The sequence below is a fragment of the Pseudomonas sp. FG47 genome (assembly GCF_057809115.1).
In genome coordinates this window covers 1-18125 of the sequence record NZ_JBMDJI010000046.1, presented here as the reverse complement: position 1 = coordinate 18125, position 18125 = coordinate 1, and the positions used below count along the sequence as shown (strand labels likewise).

Below are 18125 nucleotides of genomic sequence, written 5' to 3'. Positions count from 1 at the left end.
TCCTTGCAGTCGGCGGTGGATGCACTATACGCCCGGCGCCAGGCGCTGCAACATCTGCTCCGGGCGCAGGGAGGCGAAGCGCTCGCCCAGCCACTGGTGCAACTGCGCCACGGCGGGGGTGAGCTGCTTGCGGTGCGGGCACACCAGGGTCACCGGGGTCAGTTCGCCCGGATGCTCGGGCAATAGCACCTCCAGTTCGCCGGCGACGACGTTGCTGCTGACATCCAGCCACGACTTGTAGACGATCCCTTCGCCCTCCAGGGCCCAGCGCCGCACCACATCGGCGTCGTCGCTGAACAGCGGCCCGCGCACCTGCACGGTACGGTTGCCCAGGCGCCACTTGTCGTACACCCGGCTCTGTTGCAGGTACAGCAGGCAGTCGTGCTGCAGCAGGTCGTCGGGGCCGCGCGGGCGGCCATGGCGGGCCAGGTAATCGGGCGAGGCCACCAGTACCCGGCGATTCCACGGCGCCAGGGGCAGGGCGATGTAGTTGGCGTCTTCGTTCAGGCCGTAGCGGATGGCGACATCCACCGGGTCGCGGTACAGGTCGGCCAACTGGTCGGAGAGAAAGAACCGCAGGCCCAGCCCTGGATGCTCGCGGCGAAACGCGCTGAGCCATGGCCGCAGCAGGTTGCGGCCCATGTCCGAAGGCGCCGCCACCTGCAGCACGCCGCGCAGGCCGCTGTGGCTGCCATGCAGGTCTTCACGGCCCTGGCGCAGGGCTTCGAGCACCCGCTGGGCGGTGGGCAGGTACAGCTCGCCCTCGGCGGTCAGGCGCAGGCTGCGGGTGGTGCGGGCAAACAGCCGCACATCGAGCTCGCGCTCCAGGCGCTTGACCGCCGCCGCCACCTGGCCGGGCAGCAGGTCGGCCTCGTGGGCGGCCGCGGTGAAACTGCCCAGGGCGCTGGCCCGGGTGAACAGTTCCAGGTCGGTGATACGCAGCATTTTCACTCCAGGGATGAAAGTGTTGCTGCATTGTGCTGGTTTTTCTTTCGTGGCGGGAAGATAAGATTTGCCTCATTCACGATCCCTTGAGGAATTGCCGTAGATGGACACCGTTACTCTCGCCAAGCGCCGTTACACCACCAAAGCCTACGATGCCAGCCGCAAGATCCCCCAGGCCACCATCGATGCCTTGCTCGAGCAACTGCGCCACAGCCCTTCGTCGGTCAACTCGCAGCCCTGGCACTTCATCGTCGCCGACAGCGCCGAAGGCAAGGCGCGCCTGGCCAAGGCCACCGACGAACGCTTTGCCTACAACAGCCCGAAAATTCGCGATGCCTCCCATGTGCTGGTGTTCGCCGCCCGTACCGAGATGACCGAAGCCCACCTGCAGGCGGTGTTGCGGCAGGAGGCCAGCGACGGTCGTTTTCGCACGGAGCAGTCGCGGGACGCCCAGGACCAGACGCGTCGCGGTTATGTGAACCTGCACCGGCATGACTTCAAGGACGTGCAACACTGGATGGAGAAGCAGGTCTACCTGGCGTTGGGTACTGCGTTGCTGGGCGCCGCCGCCCATGGGCTGGACGCCACGCCGATCGAAGGTTTCGATGCCAAGGCCCTGGATGCCGAGCTGGGCCTGCGTGAGCGTGGCTACACCAGCGTGGTGCTGTTGAGCCTGGGCTATCGCAGCGAGGAAGACTTCAACGCCGAGTTGAGCAAGTCGCGCCTGCCGGCCGCCGAGGTGTTCACCTTCCTCTGATGGCGGCGGTTGGCACCGGCGCTGCCGGTGTTCGCCAGCAAGGCGACACCGGGGTGCCAGGCTTAAACCGCCCGGGCCTGTAGCAGGCGCACGCCCAGCCCGATGAACAGCGCACCACAGGCCCGCTTGAGCCACGCCGCGGCAGGTGAGGCCTTCAGGCGCTGGCCAAAGCGGTGGGCGGTGATGCAATAGCACGTATGCACCAGGCAGACGATCAGCGAGCAACTCAAGTACATCATCGCGAACTGGCCGAACAGCGACCGCCCCGGTTCGAGAAACTGCGGCAGGAAGGCGCAGAAGAACACCAGGGTCTTGGGGTTGCTGATCGACACCACGAAAGCCTCCACGGCGATGCGCCATGGCGCCCGCACTGGCGCCTGGCCAGCCTGCACTGGCGCCAGCCCAGGCTTGGCCGGCGCCAACAGTTGGCGTAGGCCGAGGTAGATCAGGTAGGCCGCGCCGGCCAGCTTCAACAGCAGGAACGCCGTGGGCAACGACACCAGCAGGGCGCCCACGCCCATGGCCACGGCGCTGATCGCCAGCAGTTGCGCGGTGAGGTTGCCCAGCAGCGTCATGCCCATCCCTGACGGGCCATGGCGCAAGGCGTTGCGCACGGTCAGCAGGACGTTGGGGCCGGGGATCAGCGAGGTCAGCAGGTAGGCGAAGGAGAAAGTCAGCCAGAGGTGAAGTGCCATGCAGCGCATCCTTTGCGCGAGGAAAGCAGCACGATGCCACAAGCGGGTTGCAACTGAAATACCTGGCTGGCAGCGCCTGGCTTTACTCGCCAGCGACGCCGCTCCCACGCCGCCGTTCAAGCCACTGCCAGGCGTGCCTACCAGAGCGCCACCGCCGCCCCATTCACCACCCGCGCGAACACCGCCAGCGCCGTGTCGATATCCGCTTCCTGGGTATGGCGCCCCAGGCTCAGGCGCACGCTGTTGCGTGCCTGGCGCTCGTCCAGGCCCAGTGCCAGCAGTACATGCGAGGCCGCGTTGCTTGCCGAGTTGCACGCCGAGGTGCTGGACAACGCCAGCTCGCCGGCCAGAGCCAGGCTGTTGAAACCCTTGGCGTCGATGCACAGGTTCAAGGTGTGGGGAATACGCTGCAACGGACAGCCATTGAGGCTCACCCCGGGCAGGGCCAGCAGACCGTCGCGCAATCGCTTGGCCAGTTGCGCAATGTGTTGGTATTCGGTTTCGCCCGGCTGGCCTGCGAGGGCGAAGGCGCTGCCCATGCCGACGATCTGGTGGGTGGGCAGGGTGCCGGAGCGCAGGCCGCGCTCATGGCCGCCGCCATGCATCTGCGCGCGCATCAGTGGGCGCGCGCGGGGGCCGACGAACAACGCGCCGATGCCCTTGGGGCCATAAACCTTGTGCGCCGAGAACGACATCAGGTCGACTGCCTGCTGGCCCAGGTCGATCAGCACCTTGCCCACCGCCTGGGCGGCATCCACATGCAGCAGCGCCCCATGCGCACGCACCAGGGCGCCGACCTGGGCGAAGTCGGTGACCGTGCCCAGTTCGTTGTTCACCGCCATCAGCGATACCAGCCGGGTGTCTGGGCGCAGCGCCGCGCGCACGGCGTCGGGCTGGATCAGGCCCTGGTCGTCCGGCGCCAGGCGGGTCACCGCCCAGCCCAGCCGCTCCAGTTCGGCGGCGGTGTCGAGCACGGCTTTGTGTTCAAGCTGGCTGGTGATCAGGTGCCCAGGTTGCCCGCAGCCTTGGGCGATGCCTTTGAGCGCCAGGTTGTTGGATTCGGTGGCGCCGGAGGTCCACACCAGTTCATCGGCCTGGGCGCCAACCTGCGCGGCGACCTGGGCCCGGGCCTGCTCGACCGCTTCGCGGGCGGCCTGGCCATGGGCATGGCCGCTGGAGGCTGGGTTGCCGAACGTGGCGTCGCGGCCCAGGCAACTGAGCATGGCGGCGATGACGCGGTCATCGACCGGGGTGGTGGCGGCGTAATCGAAGTAGAGCGGGGTGCTGGGCATGATCGCGGCGAGTCCGTGCAGGGACGCCGCCAGTCGGCGCCCATGCACAGCATCCTACCGGGAGGTGGAGGTGAATGTTTTTCCTATGTGGCTGTGGTTCGCGGTGTTTGCGAAACAAAAATCTCCAGGTTTGCCTAGATGGGGAAAATTTTTCTGGGATTGCTGGGTGAGCATCAAAACCATTGCCAAGGTGCTTGCTTGGTCACCATCACCAGCACGATGAGGAACATGCCACTGAACCCGGCAACGCCCATCCACAGCCACCAGCGGTAGAGCCGCCGATACTGCGCCCCTAGCGTGGTGTTGGCCTGGGCGGCCTGTTCGGCCAGAACCTGCATGCGCTTTTGCAACAGCAGCACCGGCAGCCACAGCGCCCCCACGCTGAAGAAGATCAGCAGCGCGCCTTGTAGCCAGTCCGCTGACCAGGGCATGCCAGCCAGGCTGACCATGGCGTAGCCACTGAGCAATTGCACCAGGCCCGCCGGCGTGGTGATCCAGGCATCGAAACGCACCACCATGCGCGCCACTGCGGCGATCACCCGGGGATCGTTGCCACGGTGCGCGGCGACCAGGTACAGGTAGGAACCCATGCCGAAGCCAAACAGGAACACCGCGGCAATCAGGTGCAGGTACTTGAGCAGCAGGTAGTCCATCTCAGCCCCGCCCGCGCTGGTAGCTGACGCTGTAGCGTACCTTGTCCGGCGCGTCGATCGCCGCCAGGTATTCGGCGACACTGATCTCGCCGACACAAGGCCGGGCACCCGGTGCCGGCGCATGGCCCGCCACCACCTTGGCCATCAACGCCACCGAGGCGCAGCTGGGAATCTCCGGCCCCAGGTCGTCGCGGGCGCTGACCTGGGCGCGCATGCGCAGCGGCTGCCCGTCTGGGTCGGTGCCTCGCACGTCCAGGTACATCGCGCTCTTGCCGTCGCCAAGGCGTTCGAAGTGACCGCCCAGACGATGCAGGCGCCGGGCCCAGGGCAGCGGATCGCGCACCAGGGCGCACTTGACCAGCCATGCCAGGCTGGCATTGGCCAGGCCGCCGAGCATCAGCCCTGAACCTGCCTTGAAGGCCAGGTTCCGGGCACCATAGCGCTGGGCGAAGATGTCCATGTCCGGCACGTCGACATTGTTCAGCAGGCGCCAGCCCAGCCCCGGCAAGTGCCGCAGTTGCAGGCCGAGCCAGCCGTCCACCTCCCGTGGGCGGCCGTCGCGCCATTGACGGATTGGTCGTCCGGCATAGGCCAGCACGCCTTCGATGGTGGATAGCCCGGGCATTTTCGCCGACGAGGAAATGCCGTGTTCGATAGTGTCGATCCGGCCGAACTGCTGGCGTTGCTCGTCGAGGATCGCCGACGACAGGCTGGGTACCGAGCTGCAGCCACTGAGCAGCGCGACCTTGGCCTGGCGGGCGCGTGCGTCCAGGCGTGCGATGCCGTTGACGAACAGCCGGCAATCGGCGAGATCGCAGTAGTGCACGCCTGCCTCGATGCACGCCTCGGCAACGTTGTACGGCTGGCCCTGGAACGGGCCGCCGGTATGGATGACCCAGTCGATACTCTGTGCGCGCAGGGCCTCGGCGAAGCCTGCGGCCATGGCATCGCCGCACCAATGCCCGTCCAGGCTGGCGTCAGGACCCTGGAGTTGCTGGGCCAGTGCTTGCAGCTGGCTGGCATTGCGCCCGGCGATGACCAGTTGCACGCCGGCCATGCGATTCAAGTGGCGGCTGATGATTCGGCCAAAATTGCCGTAGGCGCCGATCACCAGGATCCGGGTGGCCATGCTCTGTTCCTTGTGCAGTGAGTCTGGAGCGCCCGCGTGCGGGCGGCGCAAGGGTCACCGAAAGGGCTGGGCAATGCAAGTTGCGCGACAGGGCTCAGGCGCTTTCCAGCGCCTGTTGGTCCTGGGCCACCACCCGCTCGCACAACTCGATGATCTGCTCGCGCATCCAGCGGTTGGCGGGGTCCTGGTCGGTGCTTTCGTGCCAGTACAGGTGGGTTTCCAGGGCCGGGATCTCCACCGGCAACGGCTGGTGGCGCAACTGGTGGCGGCGGGCGAAGCGCTCGGGCACGGTCATCACCATGTCGGTCTGCTGCAACACCTGCGAGGCCATCAGGTAGTGCTGCGAGCGCAGCGCCACGCGGCGCTGCACGCCCATCTTGCCCAGGGCCAGGTCGACGTAGCCCAGGCCGTTGCGGCGGCTGGAAATATGGATGTGGGTCATGCCCAGGTAGCTGTCCAGGGTCAGCTTGCTCTCGGCCAGCGGATGGCCAGGGCGCATGGCGCACACGTAGTGGTCCTGCATCAGCTTGACGTGGCGCACCTGCGGGTCGGTATTGAGCGGCGCGTCGACGGCGAAGTCCAGGCGCCCGGCGGCCAGTTCCTTGGTGGTTTCGCGGCGCTTGCACAGGAAACTCTCGATCACCAGCGCCGGGGCCAGGCGCCGCAGGCGCTGGAACAGCGGCGGCAGGATCACCGCCTCGGTGAGGTCGGTCATGCTGATGCGAAAGGTCTTGCTGGCCTGCAGCGGGTTGAAGATGCGGCTCTCCTGCACCGAGGTGCGCAGCAGCGACAGGGCGTTGCGCACCGGGCCGATGATGTTCTGTGCCATGGGCGTGGGCACCATGCCCTGGGCGGTGCGCACGAACAGCGGGTCGTTGAAGGTCTCGCGCAGTCGCGACAGGGCGTTGGACACCGCCGGCTGGGTGATGCCGACGATTTGCCCGGCGCGGGTCAGGTTGGCTTCGGTGTAGATGGCGTCGAAGACGATGAACAGGTTGAGATCGACCTTGCTGAGGTTCATGGGCGCCGCTCTTTGTTGGAGTTATCGGTCGATCATATATCGGTTATGAATGTTTATACACGTAGAAAATAGGCTAGGTGGATGAAGGGTGACTGTTCTAGGCTCAGCCCATGTTCTTCATTGACTGAAGGTAGCCCCGATGGATTTCGCCTATTCGCCCAAGGTCCAGGCGCTGCGCGAGCGTGTCAGCGCGTTCATGGATGCATACGTATACCCGGCCGAGCCGGTGTTCGAACGCCAGGTCGCCGAGGGTGACCGCTGGCAGCCCACTGCGATAATGGAAGAGCTCAAGGCCAAGGCCCAGGCCGAGGGCCTGTGGAACCTGTTCCTGCCCGAGTCCGAGTATGGCGCCGGGCTTAGCAACCTGGAGTACGCGCCGCTGGCCGAGATCATGGGCCGTTCGCTGCTGGGGCCGGAGCCGTTCAACTGCTCGGCGCCGGACACCGGCAACATGGAAGTGCTGGTGCGCTACGCCAGCGAGGCGCAGAAGCGCCAGTGGCTCGAGCCGCTGCTGCGCGGCGAGATCCGCTCGGCGTTCGCCATGACCGAGCCGGACGTGGCCTCCTCGGACGCCACCAACATGGCCGCCACTGCCGTGCGCGACGGTGATGAGTGGGTGATCAACGGCCGCAAGTGGTGGACCTCTGGTGCCTGCGATCCGCGCTGCAAGGTGATGATCTTCATGGGCCTGTCCAACCCCGAAGGCCCCCGCCACCAGCAGCACTCGATGATTCTGGTGCCCACGGACGCGCCGGGGGTGAAAATCGTCCGCCCGCTACCGGTGTTCGGCTACGACGACGCGCCCCACGGCCACGCTGAAGTGGTGTTCGAGAACGTGCGGGTGCCTTACGAGAACGTACTGCTAGGCGAGGGCCGTGGCTTCGAAATCGCCCAGGGCCGCCTCGGTCCAGGCCGTATCCACCACTGCATGCGCTCGATCGGCATGGCCGAGCGTGCCCTGGAACTGATGTGCAAACGCTCTGTCGAGCGCACGGCCTTCGGCAAGCCACTGGCGCGGCTGGGCGGCAACATCGACAAGATCGCCGACTCGCGGATGGAGATCGACATGGCCCGGTTGCTGACGCTCAAGGCCGCCTACATGATGGACACCGTCGGCAACAAGGTGGCGCGCAGTGAAATCGCGCAGATCAAGGTGGTGGCGCCCAATGTCGCGCTCAAGGTGATCGACCGGGCCATCCAGATCCATGGCGGGGCAGGGGTTAGCGGTGATTTCCCGTTGGCCTACATGTATGCGATGCAACGCACGCTGCGTTTGGCAGACGGACCGGATGAGGTGCACCGGGCGGCGATTGGCAAGTACGAGATTGGCAAGTATGTGCCGAAGGAGATGTTGCGTAGCGGGCACTGAAGTGCATTGTGACCAGCCCGCTCAGGTTCGGCTGCACGCCTGAACAGGCTGGTTACAGGGTTGGCTTTAAGACTTTTCTCTAGGCATGGTAGGAAAGGTCTCTTTCACTTTTTCTCGGATAACAGGGCGAACTTCATTTGTTAGGTTCTTGAGCTTTCAGGGCAAAAGGAACCTGCTTATGTATCGCGTCAGTCTTGACGGGAAAGGCCAGGCAGTAGATGGCGATGTCACCACCACGGGTGCAATCTGCATTGCCAGCGGTGAGGGTTACATCTGTGATGGGCGAAAGGTCCTGCGGGTCGGGGACTCGACTACCGAATGTCCGCTCTGCTGCCAGCCTGGCGTCGTTGTAGAGGGCTACCTCGGGTGGATTTCCGACGGTCAGCCACTGGCGATGGATGGTTCACTGGTTGCCTGTGGCTGCCCGAACGGCAGTAACAGGGTGGTTGCTCCCTTGGATGGAGTGGCGCCGTCCAGTCATCCCCTGCATGGCAGGCAGACGAACGCGGCGACGGCCTCCGGCGCCCGCACTCTCCATGCCCCAGCCAACGCACAGATGCCTGGCGCCATCGCGTCTGCGCAAGCCGGGTTGGAACCCGGTTTTCATATCGTTCCCCGCAGCATGTCCGGGCCCCAGGTACTGGCGCAGTTGTTGGCGCAGGACAGCACACTGCCTATTGCACGCATCCAGCGCCTGAACCCCACCTTCGACCAAGGTTTCAAGGCCGGTGAAATCTTCGTCCTCGGTGACCCCGACAACCACCACGCCTGCACTCGCGAGGAAGCCGACCTGATGGCTGCGGCGCAGCGGGCGCGGGAGGCACTGGCTGTGCTCGACGAGCAGGAAGCCAACTTCATGATGCAGCACATTGGCGAGATCGCCGGGGTGCTCAATGGTGCGAGTCAATCCATGGGCATTGGCAAGGACATGCTGTCGCGTGGGCTGGGGCAGGTGGGAGATACACTCAAGGGGCTGGAAACCCGATCTACCTGAAAAGGCGCATGAAGCTAGGTATGTACTGCATTCTGATCGCTGTTGGCTGGATGGCTTTCGTTGCTCTTCTGGTGCAGTTCAAGCGCGTTTCCATTTGCATGGCCGGGTCGAGTGAACGTTGCCCATCGTAGATGCTCATGTTGGTCCGACAAGCCTGCCCCGCATTAGTAGAGTTTCAGGTACCAATGCAGGGCCCGGTGGTCAGGCGCTTACTCAAGACGTCTTGAGGTCCAGCAGCAGATATCAGCCCAGCGGATTCAAGCCCCCGCCGCCAGCTTTGCACCCACCTGCCGACGACGATAGGCACTGTCCCGGCTGGCCAGCCACCAATACAGCGGCGAGGTGATCGCCAGCCCCACCAGCCATGACAGGTCGGCACCATTGATGTGCGCCGACACCGGCCCGACATACAGCGGCGTGTTCATGAACGGGATCTGCACCGCGATACCCACCGCATAGGCGATCAGCGCCTGGGGGTTGTAGCGGCCGTAGATACCGCCATCGACCTTGAAGATCGACTGGATGTCGTAGTCGCCCTTGTGGATCACATAGAAGTCGATCAGGTTGATCGCCGTCCACGGCACCAGCACCACCAACAGCACCAGCACCATGTCGACGAAGTGGCCGATGAAGTCCGCCGAGGCGAACACCGCCACCACGCAGCAGCCCGCCAGAACGATCAGCGACAGCAGCGCACGGCTCTTGGCGGTGGGGATCCAGCGGTAGGCGAAGGTCTGTACCAGGGTAATGATCGACAGCACCGCGCCATACAGGTTGAGGGCGTTGTGGCTGATCACGCTGAGCAAAAACAGCACCAGCATCAGCGGGCCGAGGCTGCCGGTGGCGAGCTTGACCGCGTCCATGGTGTCCATGCCCGCCGGGATCGCCAGCACCGCGACCGCGCCGAAGATGAACGATAGGCTCGAACCCAGGGCCGAGCCCAGGTAGGTGGTCCAGAAGGTCGATGAAACCTTCACGTCGGCCGGCAGGTAGCGCGAGTAGTCCGACACATAGGGGGCGAAGGCGATTTGCCACAGCGCCGCCAGCGACACCGTGGCCAGCCAGCCGGCCAGGTTGAAGCCGCCGCGGCTGAGGAAGTCGTCGCTTTGCACATGGCTGAAGATATAGCCAAAGCCGACCACGATGCCGATGCCCAGCACCCAGGTGCCGATACGGTTGAGCAGGTGGATGAAGCGGTAGCCGATGATGCCGATGATGCCCGAGCCCAACGCGCCGACGATGATGCCCACCGGTACCGGCACGGCGTCGACCACACCGTGCAGCGATTTGCCGGCGAGCACGATGTTGGAGGCGAAGAAGCCGATGTACATGACCCCGGCGATCACCACCACCAGCAGCGCGCCGAGCGAGCCGAACTGGGCGCGGCTCTGGATCATCTGCGGGATGCCCATCTGCGGGCCCTGGGCCGAGTGCAGGGCCATCAGCACGCCGCCGAGCAGGTGCCCGACCAGGATGGCGACGATGCCCCACAGCAGGTTGAGGTGGAACAACTGCACGCCCAGGGCGCCGGTGACGATGGGCAGCGGGGCGATGTTGCCGCCGAACCACAGGGTGAACAGGTCCCTTACCTTTCCATGGCGGTCTTGCGGTGGCACGTAGCCGATCGTGTGTTTCTCGATGAGGGGTGCCGAATTGGCTGCACGGGTCATGACGGACTCCAAGGCAAGGTGGGGCAAGCGGGGCTGCCCAGGTGCGTGCCGGCAACGGGCGACGCGTTCTTGTTGGAGCGATGATGCGGGGCGGGTGGGGCGGGGGAAATTAGTAAATTTGTGGTTATGGACGTTAAAAAACCTAAGGCTGGGGCGTGCACATGCACGGATCACCCACATTGGCTGCGCTCATGGAACAAACCGCACCTCATTGATTTAGCGTGCCCCCTGTAGGAGCCGGCTTGCCGGTGAACCAGGCGCGCGGTGGTTGGAATCTGACGGTTTGAATTCAAGAGGGCCGGGGCTGCTTTGCAGCCCTTTCCGACCGCTCCGACGCCTCGGCAAGGCCGCGTCTACATCGGCAACACCCGGTCCTGGATCACCTCCTTCATCACCAGTGTCGAACTGAGCCGCTTGACGTTGGGGATGCTGGTCAACTGCTCGTCGTACAGCTTCTGGAACGCCGGCAGGTCCTTGGCCACCACGTGCAGCAGGTAGTCCGGGTCGCCGAACAGCCGCTGTGCCTCGACGATCTGCGCGATCTCGCCCAGGGCCGCCTCGAAGTCCGCGACCGGTTGGCGGGTGACCTCGCGCAGGGTTACGAACACCAGCGCGGCGAAGTTCAGGCCCAGCGCGGCCGGGGCCAGGCGGGCGTGGTAGCCGAGGATGGCGCCGGATTCTTCCAGGGCCTTGAGCCGGCGGTGGCAGGGCGACAGGCTCAGGCCCACACGATCGGCCAGTTCGGTCACCGACAGGCGACCGTCTTTTTGCAGCTCGGCAAGGATTTTTCGATCGGTACGGTCCATGGGGAAGATTCTTCCGTGTTTTTGCCTTGGATGGGCAATATACGAAAGAAAGTCCCTCGGCGATATCCGTAATCTTGCTTTCACTAAAAACCGTTGTGAAAGGAAACCATCGAAGTGGCCATGAGTGTATTGGCGGCGTTCTGGGCCGTCTCGTTCCTGTTCGTGATCACCCCGGGCGCCGACTGGGCCTATGCCATCTCCGCTGGCATGCGTGGCCGTTGGGTGGGGTCGGCGGTGGCGGGGATGTTGTCCGGGCATTTTCTCGCCACGCTGATCGTCGCCGCCGGCGTCGGCAGCCTGATCGCCGGGCATCCGCTGGCACTGACCTTGCTGACCCTGGCCGGTTGCCTGTACTTGCTGTGGCTGGGCGGAAACCTGCTGCTCAACCCCGCGGTGCCCGAGGCGGGGGCCAGCGGCGAGGGCGACAGCGGCTCGCGTTGGGCGCTCAAGGGGTTCTGCGTCAGCGGGCTCAACCCCAAGGTGTTCCTGTTGTTCCTGGCGTTGCTGCCGCAGTTCACCGACCCGCAATCGAGCTGGCCACTGCCGCTGCAGATCCTGCTGCTGGGGCTGGTGCACCTGTGCAGTTCGCTGGTGATCTACCTGCTGGTGGGCTATGGCGCCAAGGCGGTGTTGCGCACCCGCCCGGCAGCGGCGCGGCTGGTCGGGCGGGTGTCGGGGGTGGTGATGATCGCGATTGCGCTGGGCTTGGTGGTAGGGCAGTTGGCCTAGGCGCGATCCAACGCGTTATGGAGCCGGCGCCACCTGTTGCATCTCCACCCCATCGAGCAACGCCTCGACCACCGCCTTGGCGGCATCCAGCCCATGGTCGTTGGCCATCAGCAAGTCCTGGCAGGTGCCGCTTGCCAGTTCCATGGCCTTGAGGTTGGTGGCGAACGCGCCCTTGAGCAGGGTGGACAGGTGCACCAGGGCATCTTCGAGATCGACGCCCTCGCGCACGGCGAACAGCGACGGGTGGCTGCACTCGCAATTGCCGAAACTGCAAGGGGCCGTGGTGGCGCGGGAAGGGGGATCGGGTAGACCTTTCGTCATTGTGTCGCTCCTTGATTCAATGGAGCCGCCACTCGACGTGACCAAACGAATGGGTGGCGACTGTGCGCGGGTTGGTCAACCGGGAATCAAGGAAACCGGCGCGCACGGAGGCGCCCCACGCACAGCCGCCATAACACGAGACAGCCGGGCACAAAAAAGCGCCAACTGAATCGCTATGCGGCGCTTGTGCGCCTTGATGTTCGCGGGTGACCAAACCCGGCTGCTGGACTTACAGCAGCGGCGCAAGGTTACCGGGCTCAGCGAAGCGTTTCAAGGCAGGTTCATCTGCGGATACACTTGCCCCACTCACAACAACAAGGATGTGCATGATGCCCGAAACCAGCAACCTGTTAGCGTTCGCCCTGATCAGCCTGGGCATGGTCCTGACGCCTGGGCCGAACATGATCTACCTGATCTCCCGTTCCATCTGTCAGGGCCGCGTGGCAGGGCTGATTTCTTTGGGCGGGGTGGCCCTGGGCTTCATCTTCTACATGCTTTGCGCCGCGCTGGGCATCACCGCCCTGGTGATGGCGGTGCCGTTTGCCTATGACGCCTTGCGCATCGGCGGTGCCTTGTACCTGCTGTACCTGGCCTGGCAGGCGTTGCGCCCCGGCGGTCGCTCGCCGTTCCAGGTTCGCGACCTGCCGGCCGACAGCCCGCGCCGGTTGTTCGCCATGGGTTTTCTGACCAACCTGCTCAACCCCAAGATCGCCGTCATGTACCTGTCGCTGATGCCACAATTCATCGAGCCGGGCCACGGCAGCGTGCTGGCGCAGTCGCTGGTGCTGGGTACTACCCAGATCGCTATCAGCGTCACGGTCAACGCGCTGATCGCCTTGATGGCCGGCTCCATTGCCGTTTTCCTCGCCGGACGCCCCTTGTGGCAGCAACTGCAGCGCTGGTTGATGGGCACCGTGCTGGCCGGTTTGGCCCTGCGCATGCTGGCCGAAGGGCGGCACTGAATGTCGCGGTGATGTCAAGGGAACGTTTTGCCAGCGGGTGATTTCTTACCCTCATGGATGGCAACGTGCCCGGGACGACCGAGACATGAAAACGCGCCAGCAGAGCAAAACTGTCAACCTGAAGTCACCGCCGCCTTGCCTGCTGGGCAGCGACGCGGTCAGTGGCCTGCTGCGCGCCATGGACTGGCGTGATTCGCCCCTGGGGCCGCCACAGGCTTGGTCGCCGGGGCTGCAGGCGATCATGGCCACGCTGCTGCCGGCCCAGGCGCAGATCGTGCTGTTCTGGGGGGCGCAGTACATTGCCCTGTACAACGATGCCTACGGGCCGAGCATCGGTATCAAGCACCCGCGGGCGCTGGGGCGGCCGGCCGAGGAAAACTGGCGCGAGCTGTGGGGCGACCTCGAGCCGCTGCTGCGCGGCGTGCGTGAGACCGGCACGACGTTCGCCGCCAAGGATCGGCCGTTCTACATCGAACGCCAGGGCCTGGGCGAGACGACCTATTTCGATGTGTCCTACTCGGCGGTACGCGAGGCCGACGGCAGCGTCGGTGGGGTGTTGTGCATCGTCACCGACACCACCGAACGGGTGCGCTTCCAGCGCCGCCAGGCCTTTTTGCTGGAGCTGCATCAGGCCTTGCCGGGGTTGGGCGATGCCGAGCGCATCGAGGCCCACGCGATCCGCCGCCTGGGCGAGGAACTGGGCGCGGCGCGGGTATGCTTCGGTGAGGACCTGGGCGATGCCTGCCACTACCGGGTAAGCCAGGAGTGGGCCGCTGGCGTGCCTTCGCTGGTTGGCGACAACCCTTACGCCAGCCTTGATCCGACGCTGTACGGCGCGCTGCTGGCCGGCCAGCTGGTGCGTCACGAGCCCCTGGCCGATGCGCCGCAGCTGGGCGCCAGCCTGCATGTTCCGGTGCTGCGCGCCGAACGCCTGGAGGCGATGCTCGCGGTGTACTTCCATGGCCCGCACCTGTTCGTCGAGGATGAGTGCCTGCTGGTCGAGGAGACCGCCAAGCAGGTCTGGGCGGCGCTGACCCATGCCCGTGCCGAGCGCGCGCTGCACGCGCTGAACGAGAACCTCGAGGAGCGTGTGGCGCGCATGCTGGCCCAGCGCGAGTCTGCCCTGCTGCAGTTGCATGAGGCGCGCAAGATGGAAATGATCGGCCAACTCACCGGCGGTATCGCCCACGACCTCAACAACATGCTGACGCCAATCATCGCCTCGCTCGAACTGCTGCGCCGGCATCCGCAGCCGGAGCGCGCCGAGCGCCTGATCGACGGCGGCCTGCAGGCCGCGGAGCGGGCGCGCAACCTGGTCGGGCGGCTGCTCAGCTTCGCCCGGCGGCAAACCTTGAAACCCTTGGTGGTCTCGCTGGCCACGCTGATCGAGGACATGCACGAACTGATGACCCGTTCGCTGGGGCCGACCATCGTCCTGCGCATTCGTATCGACACGGCTTTGCCCGGGGTGCTGGTGGACCCGCACCAGTTGGAGTTGGCCGTGCTCAACCTGGTGGTCAACGCCCGCGATGCGATGGCCGAAGGCGGCCAATTGACCATTTGCGCAGGCCTGGGTGAAGACGATGGCCACCAGGCGCCCAACCCTCTGGCCGGGCGCCAGGTTTGGCTACAGGTGGAGGATAACGGCTGCGGCATGAGCGAGGAGGTCCTGGGGCGCTGCGTCGAACCGTTCTATTCGACCAAGGGGGTAGGCCGCGGCACCGGGCTGGGCTTGCCGATGGTGCAAGGGCTGGCGTTGCAGTCCGGGGGCGGTTTCGCAATTCATTCAAGGGTCGGGCAGGGCACCGAAGCGACCCTGTGGCTGCCGGTGGGTGAGGCGCCCCAGGTGGCCAGCGCGCCTGCCGAGGTGCCCCGGACAGGCCGGTTGCGGCGGGTGTTGCTGGTGGATGATGAAGCCTTGGTGCGCCATGCCACGCAGATGCAGTTGCAGGCCCTGGGGTATGCGGTGAGCGAGGCCGAGGGGCCGTTGCAGGCGTTGGCCCTGCTGGACCAGGGGCTACGCCCGGACCTGTTGCTGACCGACCATGTCATGACCGAGATGACCGGTGTGCGTTTCGCCCAACAGGTGCGCGAGCGCCTGGCGGAGCTGCCGGTGCTGATCATCACCGGCTATGCCAACCTGACGCCGCGCGAGCTACATGGTTTCGAGGTGCTACGCAAACCGTTCCGTCAGGATGAGCTGGCGCAGAGCCTGGAGCAGCTGTTGCGTGCCAGGGGCTGATGCTGCAGGGCTGGCCTGGCCCCGGCAATCTTGAAATGAGGCCGCCATCTTTCAAACACCGCAGCGCCTGGTTCGCCGGCAAGCCGGCTCCTACAGGGGGGCGTTGTCTGCCTGCAGCACCTCGTTCAATAGCCTGCATACCTGCTCGGCTGAATACGGCTTGGCCAGGAAGGCGAAGCCCTGGTGGCCGCCCTCGGCAATGGCCTCGCTGTAGCCGGAGGTGAGGATCACCGGTAGCCCTGGATGGCTTTGCCGTAGCTGGCGGGCCAGGGCCAGCCCGTCCATCCCCGGCATTACCACATCGGAAAACACCGCATCGAACCCTGCCTGGCCGGCGGCGATCTGGGCCAGGGCCTCTTCGGCGCTGGCCGCCCAGCGAATCTGGTAACCATGATCGAGCAGGATCTGCGCGGTGAAGCTGCCGACATCCGGGTTGTCCTCGACCACCAGGATCCGCCGTCGCTCGCCTGGCGGCATGGGCTGGGCGTCGTGCGTGTCGGCCTGGACCGCGGCCTGGGGCACCTGCGGCAGATAGAGGGTGAAGGTGGTGCCCTGGCCTTCAGTGCTGCTGACCTGCACCTCGCCGCCCGACTGCTTGACGAAGCCGAACACCTGCGACAGCCCAAGCCCGGTGCCTTGGCCCGGCGCCTTGGTGGTGAAGAACGGGTCGAAGATGCGCTCCAGCAGGTGTGGGGCGATGCCGACGCCGCTGTCGATCACCGAGATGGCGGCGAATGGCCCCTGTTGCGCGGGCTGGCCGCGCGGGCCCGGCAGGCTGCGATTGGCTTCCAGGCGCAGGCGCAAGGTACCGGCGCCGGCCATGGCATCGCGGCCATTGAGCATCAGGTTGATCACCGCCGTCTCCAGTTGGCCCAGGTCGGCATGTACGTGGCAGGGGGCTGCGGGCAGCTCGAGGTTGACCTGGATACGCGCGCCGGTGGCGGTGTCGAGCATGTCGGCCATGGCCTCGAGCCGTGGCCCAGCCTCGAACACCTGCGGGTTCAGGGCCTGGCGCCGGGCGAAGGCGAGCAGTTGGCCGGTCAGCTTGGCGCCGCGTTCGACGGTGTCGGAGACAGTCTTGAAATAGCGGTTGCGGCGGGTTTCGTCGAGGTCCTGGCGCTGCAGGAAGTGTAGCGAGGAGCGAATGATGGTCAGCAGGTTGTTGAAATCGTGGGCCACGCCGCCGGTTAGCTGGCCGATGGCTTCGAGTTTCTGGGTCTGGCGCAGGATGGCCTCGGTGTGCAGCAACTGCCCGGTGCGCTCCTCGACCCGCTGCTCGAGGGTGGCGTTGAGGGCCTCGAGGGCGAGCAGCGCCTCGCGCACCTCGGCGTTGGCCTGGACCCGTTGGATATGCGCCCAGCAGCGCTCGGTGACTTCGCTGATCAGGGTCTGTTCGTACTGGCTCCAGCTGCGCGGTACCTTGTCGTGAATGGCCATCAGCGCGGTCAGGCGACCGTTCTTGACCAGTGGCATGCAGATGGTGGCGGTAATGCCAATGGCCTGGAAGGTCGCGGCCTCGCGCGTGGGCAATTGCGCCAGGTTGTCATCGATCACCAGGGGCAGGCCGGCACGCAGGCGGCTGACCGCCAGGCCACCGAAATCGGCCAGGCGGTACTGGCCGAGCAGACGGGGCGAGCCGGGGGCTACCCAGTCGCCGCAGATGGTGAAACCGTCCTCGTCGGCGGCCATCACTGCGTAGGCGCAGCTCGACAGTTGCAGATGCTCGCCGAGCAGGCGGGTGGTGGTGGCCATGATCCGCTCCGGGTCGGTGGCATCGGCCACGGCCCGCCCCACGCTGTCGAGGAAGCTCAAGCGCTGGTTGGCGACTACGTTGGCAGTGGTCTCGGTGACGGTATCGAGCATGCCCACCACCTTGCCGTCATGGTCGCGGATGGGGCTGTAGCAAAAGGTGAAGTAGGCGCGTTCCGGGTTGCCCCGGCGCTCGATCACCAGGGGAAAGTTCTCGATGTACACCGCCTCGCCGTTCAGCGCGCGCTGGGCCAGGCTGGCGATGTCGCTCCAGGCTTCCTGCCATACCTGGCTGAATGGCCGCCCCAGTGCCAGGGGCTTGTCTCCCAGAATCGGGGTAAAGGCATCGTTGTAAAGGGTGATCAATTGCTCGCCCCATAGCACCGCTTGCGGGAAGCGCGAGCCCAGGCACAGGGCGACGCTGGTCTTGAGCACTTCGGGCCAGGTGTGCAGTGGACCCAGCGGGGTACTGTTCCAATCGTGGTTGCGGATGCGCTCGGCCATGAGCCCGCCGCCGTCTAGCCATTTCGCCATGAACGTTGCTGGTCCTTGTGTGCGAGAGCATCAGGGTGCACCTAGACGTGGCGCTTGGCGAGTGCTTTATGCCGCGGCTGTGCTTGCGCCTTAGCAGGCTCCAGCCTTCACTGCGAGCAATAAACCCGTCGTGCCACTTTTCGATGATTGTCATAAGGTTTAATAAGCTTCCGATACCTCTACTTTTTATCTGCTGTTGCTGTTGCTTCTAAGCGCGCGATAGTTCAGGCAACACAAATTGCGACTTCAGGAGGCCG

Annotated in this window: 15 protein-coding genes and 1 pseudogene; 6 read left to right on the top strand and 10 right to left on the bottom strand. The window is 65.3% G+C overall.

Features of this window, described 5'->3' with window-relative positions:
* Window positions 1-24 precede the first annotated feature (24 nt).
* Window positions 25-945 (bottom strand): LysR family transcriptional regulator, encoded by a 921-nt coding sequence (locus ACODS5_RS22370; RefSeq protein WP_489109679.1) that lies wholly within the window; start codon window positions 943-945, stop codon window positions 25-27.
* 103 nt (window positions 946-1048) lie between these two features.
* Here ACODS5_RS22370 and nfsB point away from each other — a divergent pair, with 103 nt between their 5' ends.
* The gene (gene nfsB / locus ACODS5_RS22365) at window positions 1049-1702 is read left to right on the top strand and encodes an oxygen-insensitive NAD(P)H nitroreductase (RefSeq protein WP_134692997.1); all 654 of its coding nucleotides are present in this window, start codon (window positions 1049-1051) and stop codon (window positions 1700-1702) included.
* A gap of 62 nt (window positions 1703-1764) precedes the next feature.
* Here nfsB and ACODS5_RS22360 read toward each other — a convergent pair whose 3' ends face one another.
* From ACODS5_RS22360 to ACODS5_RS22340, 5 genes are all read right to left on the bottom strand, one after another.
* Window positions 1765-2397, bottom strand: a complete 633-nt coding sequence (locus tag ACODS5_RS22360) for a LysE family translocator (protein WP_134692996.1) — start codon at window positions 2395-2397, stop codon at window positions 1765-1767.
* Window positions 2398-2534: 137 nt separating this feature from the next.
* Complete coding sequence (locus ACODS5_RS22355) at window positions 2535-3689, bottom strand: cysteine desulfurase family protein (RefSeq protein WP_489109678.1); 1155 nt, start codon at window positions 3687-3689, stop codon at window positions 2535-2537.
* Window positions 3690-3862: 173 nt separating this feature from the next.
* The gene (locus ACODS5_RS22350) at window positions 3863-4342 is read right to left on the bottom strand and encodes a DUF2269 family protein (protein WP_489109677.1); all 480 of its coding nucleotides are present in this window, start codon (window positions 4340-4342) and stop codon (window positions 3863-3865) included.
* Between the two features lies 1 nt (window position 4343).
* Window positions 4344-5471, bottom strand: coding sequence for a saccharopine dehydrogenase family protein (locus ACODS5_RS22345; RefSeq protein ID WP_489109676.1), 1128 nt, complete (start codon window positions 5469-5471; stop codon window positions 4344-4346).
* Between the two features lie 94 nt (window positions 5472-5565).
* Entirely contained in the window at window positions 5566-6492 is a 927-nt protein-coding gene (locus ACODS5_RS22340; protein ID WP_134692992.1) for a LysR family transcriptional regulator, read from the bottom strand.
* A 139-nt stretch (window positions 6493-6631) separates the two neighbouring features.
* On the opposite strand from ACODS5_RS22340, the gene ACODS5_RS22335 reads away from it, so the two are divergent.
* Together ACODS5_RS22335 and ACODS5_RS22330 are read left to right on the top strand one after the other, a co-directional pair.
* Entirely contained in the window at window positions 6632-7861 is a 1230-nt protein-coding gene (locus ACODS5_RS22335; protein ID WP_489109675.1) for an acyl-CoA dehydrogenase, read from the top strand.
* A 178-nt stretch (window positions 7862-8039) separates the two neighbouring features.
* Window positions 8040-8840: pseudogene (locus tag ACODS5_RS22330) on the top strand (PAAR domain-containing protein); the annotation flags it as partial.
* Window positions 8841-9112: 272 nt separating this feature from the next.
* On the opposite strand, the gene ACODS5_RS22325 reads toward ACODS5_RS22330, so the two are convergent.
* Both ACODS5_RS22325 and ACODS5_RS22320 read right to left on the bottom strand, forming a co-directional pair.
* Window positions 9113-10525: a purine-cytosine permease family protein gene (locus tag ACODS5_RS22325; RefSeq protein ID WP_489109674.1), complete on the bottom strand. Its 1413-nt coding sequence runs from the start codon at window positions 10523-10525 to the stop codon at window positions 9113-9115.
* A 353-nt stretch (window positions 10526-10878) separates the two neighbouring features.
* Window positions 10879-11331 carry an Lrp/AsnC family transcriptional regulator gene (locus ACODS5_RS22320; protein WP_134694133.1) on the bottom strand — a complete coding sequence of 151 codons (453 nt, stop codon included), beginning with the start codon at window positions 11329-11331 and terminating at the stop codon, window positions 10879-10881.
* A gap of 114 nt (window positions 11332-11445) precedes the next feature.
* Here ACODS5_RS22320 and ACODS5_RS22315 point away from each other — a divergent pair, with 114 nt between their 5' ends.
* Complete coding sequence (locus ACODS5_RS22315) at window positions 11446-12060, top strand: LysE family translocator (RefSeq protein ID WP_134694134.1); 615 nt, start codon at window positions 11446-11448, stop codon at window positions 12058-12060.
* Window positions 12061-12075: 15 nt separating this feature from the next.
* On the opposite strand, the gene ACODS5_RS22310 is transcribed toward ACODS5_RS22315, so the two are convergent.
* Entirely contained in the window at window positions 12076-12297 is a 222-nt protein-coding gene (locus ACODS5_RS22310; protein WP_134694141.1) for a hypothetical protein, read from the bottom strand.
* Window positions 12298-12710: 413 nt separating this feature from the next.
* On the opposite strand from ACODS5_RS22310, the gene ACODS5_RS22305 reads away from it, so the two are divergent.
* Both ACODS5_RS22305 and ACODS5_RS22300 read left to right on the top strand, forming a co-directional pair.
* On the top strand, window positions 12711-13343 hold the full coding sequence (locus tag ACODS5_RS22305) for a LysE family translocator (protein WP_134694142.1): 633 nt from the start codon (window positions 12711-12713) through the stop codon (window positions 13341-13343).
* Window positions 13344-13428: 85 nt separating this feature from the next.
* Window positions 13429-15585, top strand: coding sequence for an ATP-binding protein (locus ACODS5_RS22300; RefSeq protein ID WP_489109673.1), 2157 nt, complete (start codon window positions 13429-13431; stop codon window positions 15583-15585).
* A gap of 90 nt (window positions 15586-15675) precedes the next feature.
* On the opposite strand, the gene ACODS5_RS22295 is transcribed toward ACODS5_RS22300, so the two are convergent.
* A complete protein-coding gene (locus tag ACODS5_RS22295) occupies window positions 15676-17868 on the bottom strand; it encodes an ATP-binding protein (protein ID WP_489109672.1) in 2193 nt (730 codons plus the stop codon).
* Window positions 17869-18125 lie beyond the last annotated feature (257 nt).

Bases quoted from the DNA above. Each gene is read 5' to 3' on its own strand.
- ACODS5_RS22305 (WP_134694142.1), top strand. From the start codon at position 12,711: ATGCCCGAAACCAGCAACCTGTTAGCGTTCGCCCTGATCAGCCTGGGC.
- ACODS5_RS22335 (WP_489109675.1), top strand. From the start codon at position 6,632: ATGGATTTCGCCTATTCGCCCAAGGTCCAGGCGCTGCGCGAGCGTGTC.
- ACODS5_RS22350 (WP_489109677.1), bottom strand. From the start codon at position 4,342: ATGGACTACCTGCTGCTCAAGTACCTGCACCTGATTGCCGCGGTGTTC.
- ACODS5_RS22360 (WP_134692996.1), bottom strand. From the start codon at position 2,397: ATGGCACTTCACCTCTGGCTGACTTTCTCCTTCGCCTACCTGCTGACC.
- ACODS5_RS22355 (WP_489109678.1), bottom strand. From the start codon at position 3,689: ATGCCCAGCACCCCGCTCTACTTCGATTACGCCGCCACCACCCCGGTC.
- nfsB (WP_134692997.1), top strand. From the start codon at position 1,049: ATGGACACCGTTACTCTCGCCAAGCGCCGTTACACCACCAAAGCCTAC.
- ACODS5_RS22340 (WP_134692992.1), bottom strand. From the start codon at position 6,492: ATGAACCTCAGCAAGGTCGATCTCAACCTGTTCATCGTCTTCGACGCC.
- ACODS5_RS22370 (WP_489109679.1), bottom strand. From the start codon at position 945: ATGCTGCGTATCACCGACCTGGAACTGTTCACCCGGGCCAGCGCCCTG.
- ACODS5_RS22300 (WP_489109673.1), top strand. From the start codon at position 13,429: ATGAAAACGCGCCAGCAGAGCAAAACTGTCAACCTGAAGTCACCGCCG.
- ACODS5_RS22325 (WP_489109674.1), bottom strand. From the start codon at position 10,525: ATGACCCGTGCAGCCAATTCGGCACCCCTCATCGAGAAACACACGATC.
- ACODS5_RS22345 (WP_489109676.1), bottom strand. From the start codon at position 5,471: ATGGCCACCCGGATCCTGGTGATCGGCGCCTACGGCAATTTTGGCCGA.
- ACODS5_RS22320 (WP_134694133.1), bottom strand. From the start codon at position 11,331: ATGGACCGTACCGATCGAAAAATCCTTGCCGAGCTGCAAAAAGACGGT.
- ACODS5_RS22295 (WP_489109672.1), bottom strand. From the start codon at position 17,868: ATGGCGAAATGGCTAGACGGCGGCGGGCTCATGGCCGAGCGCATCCGC.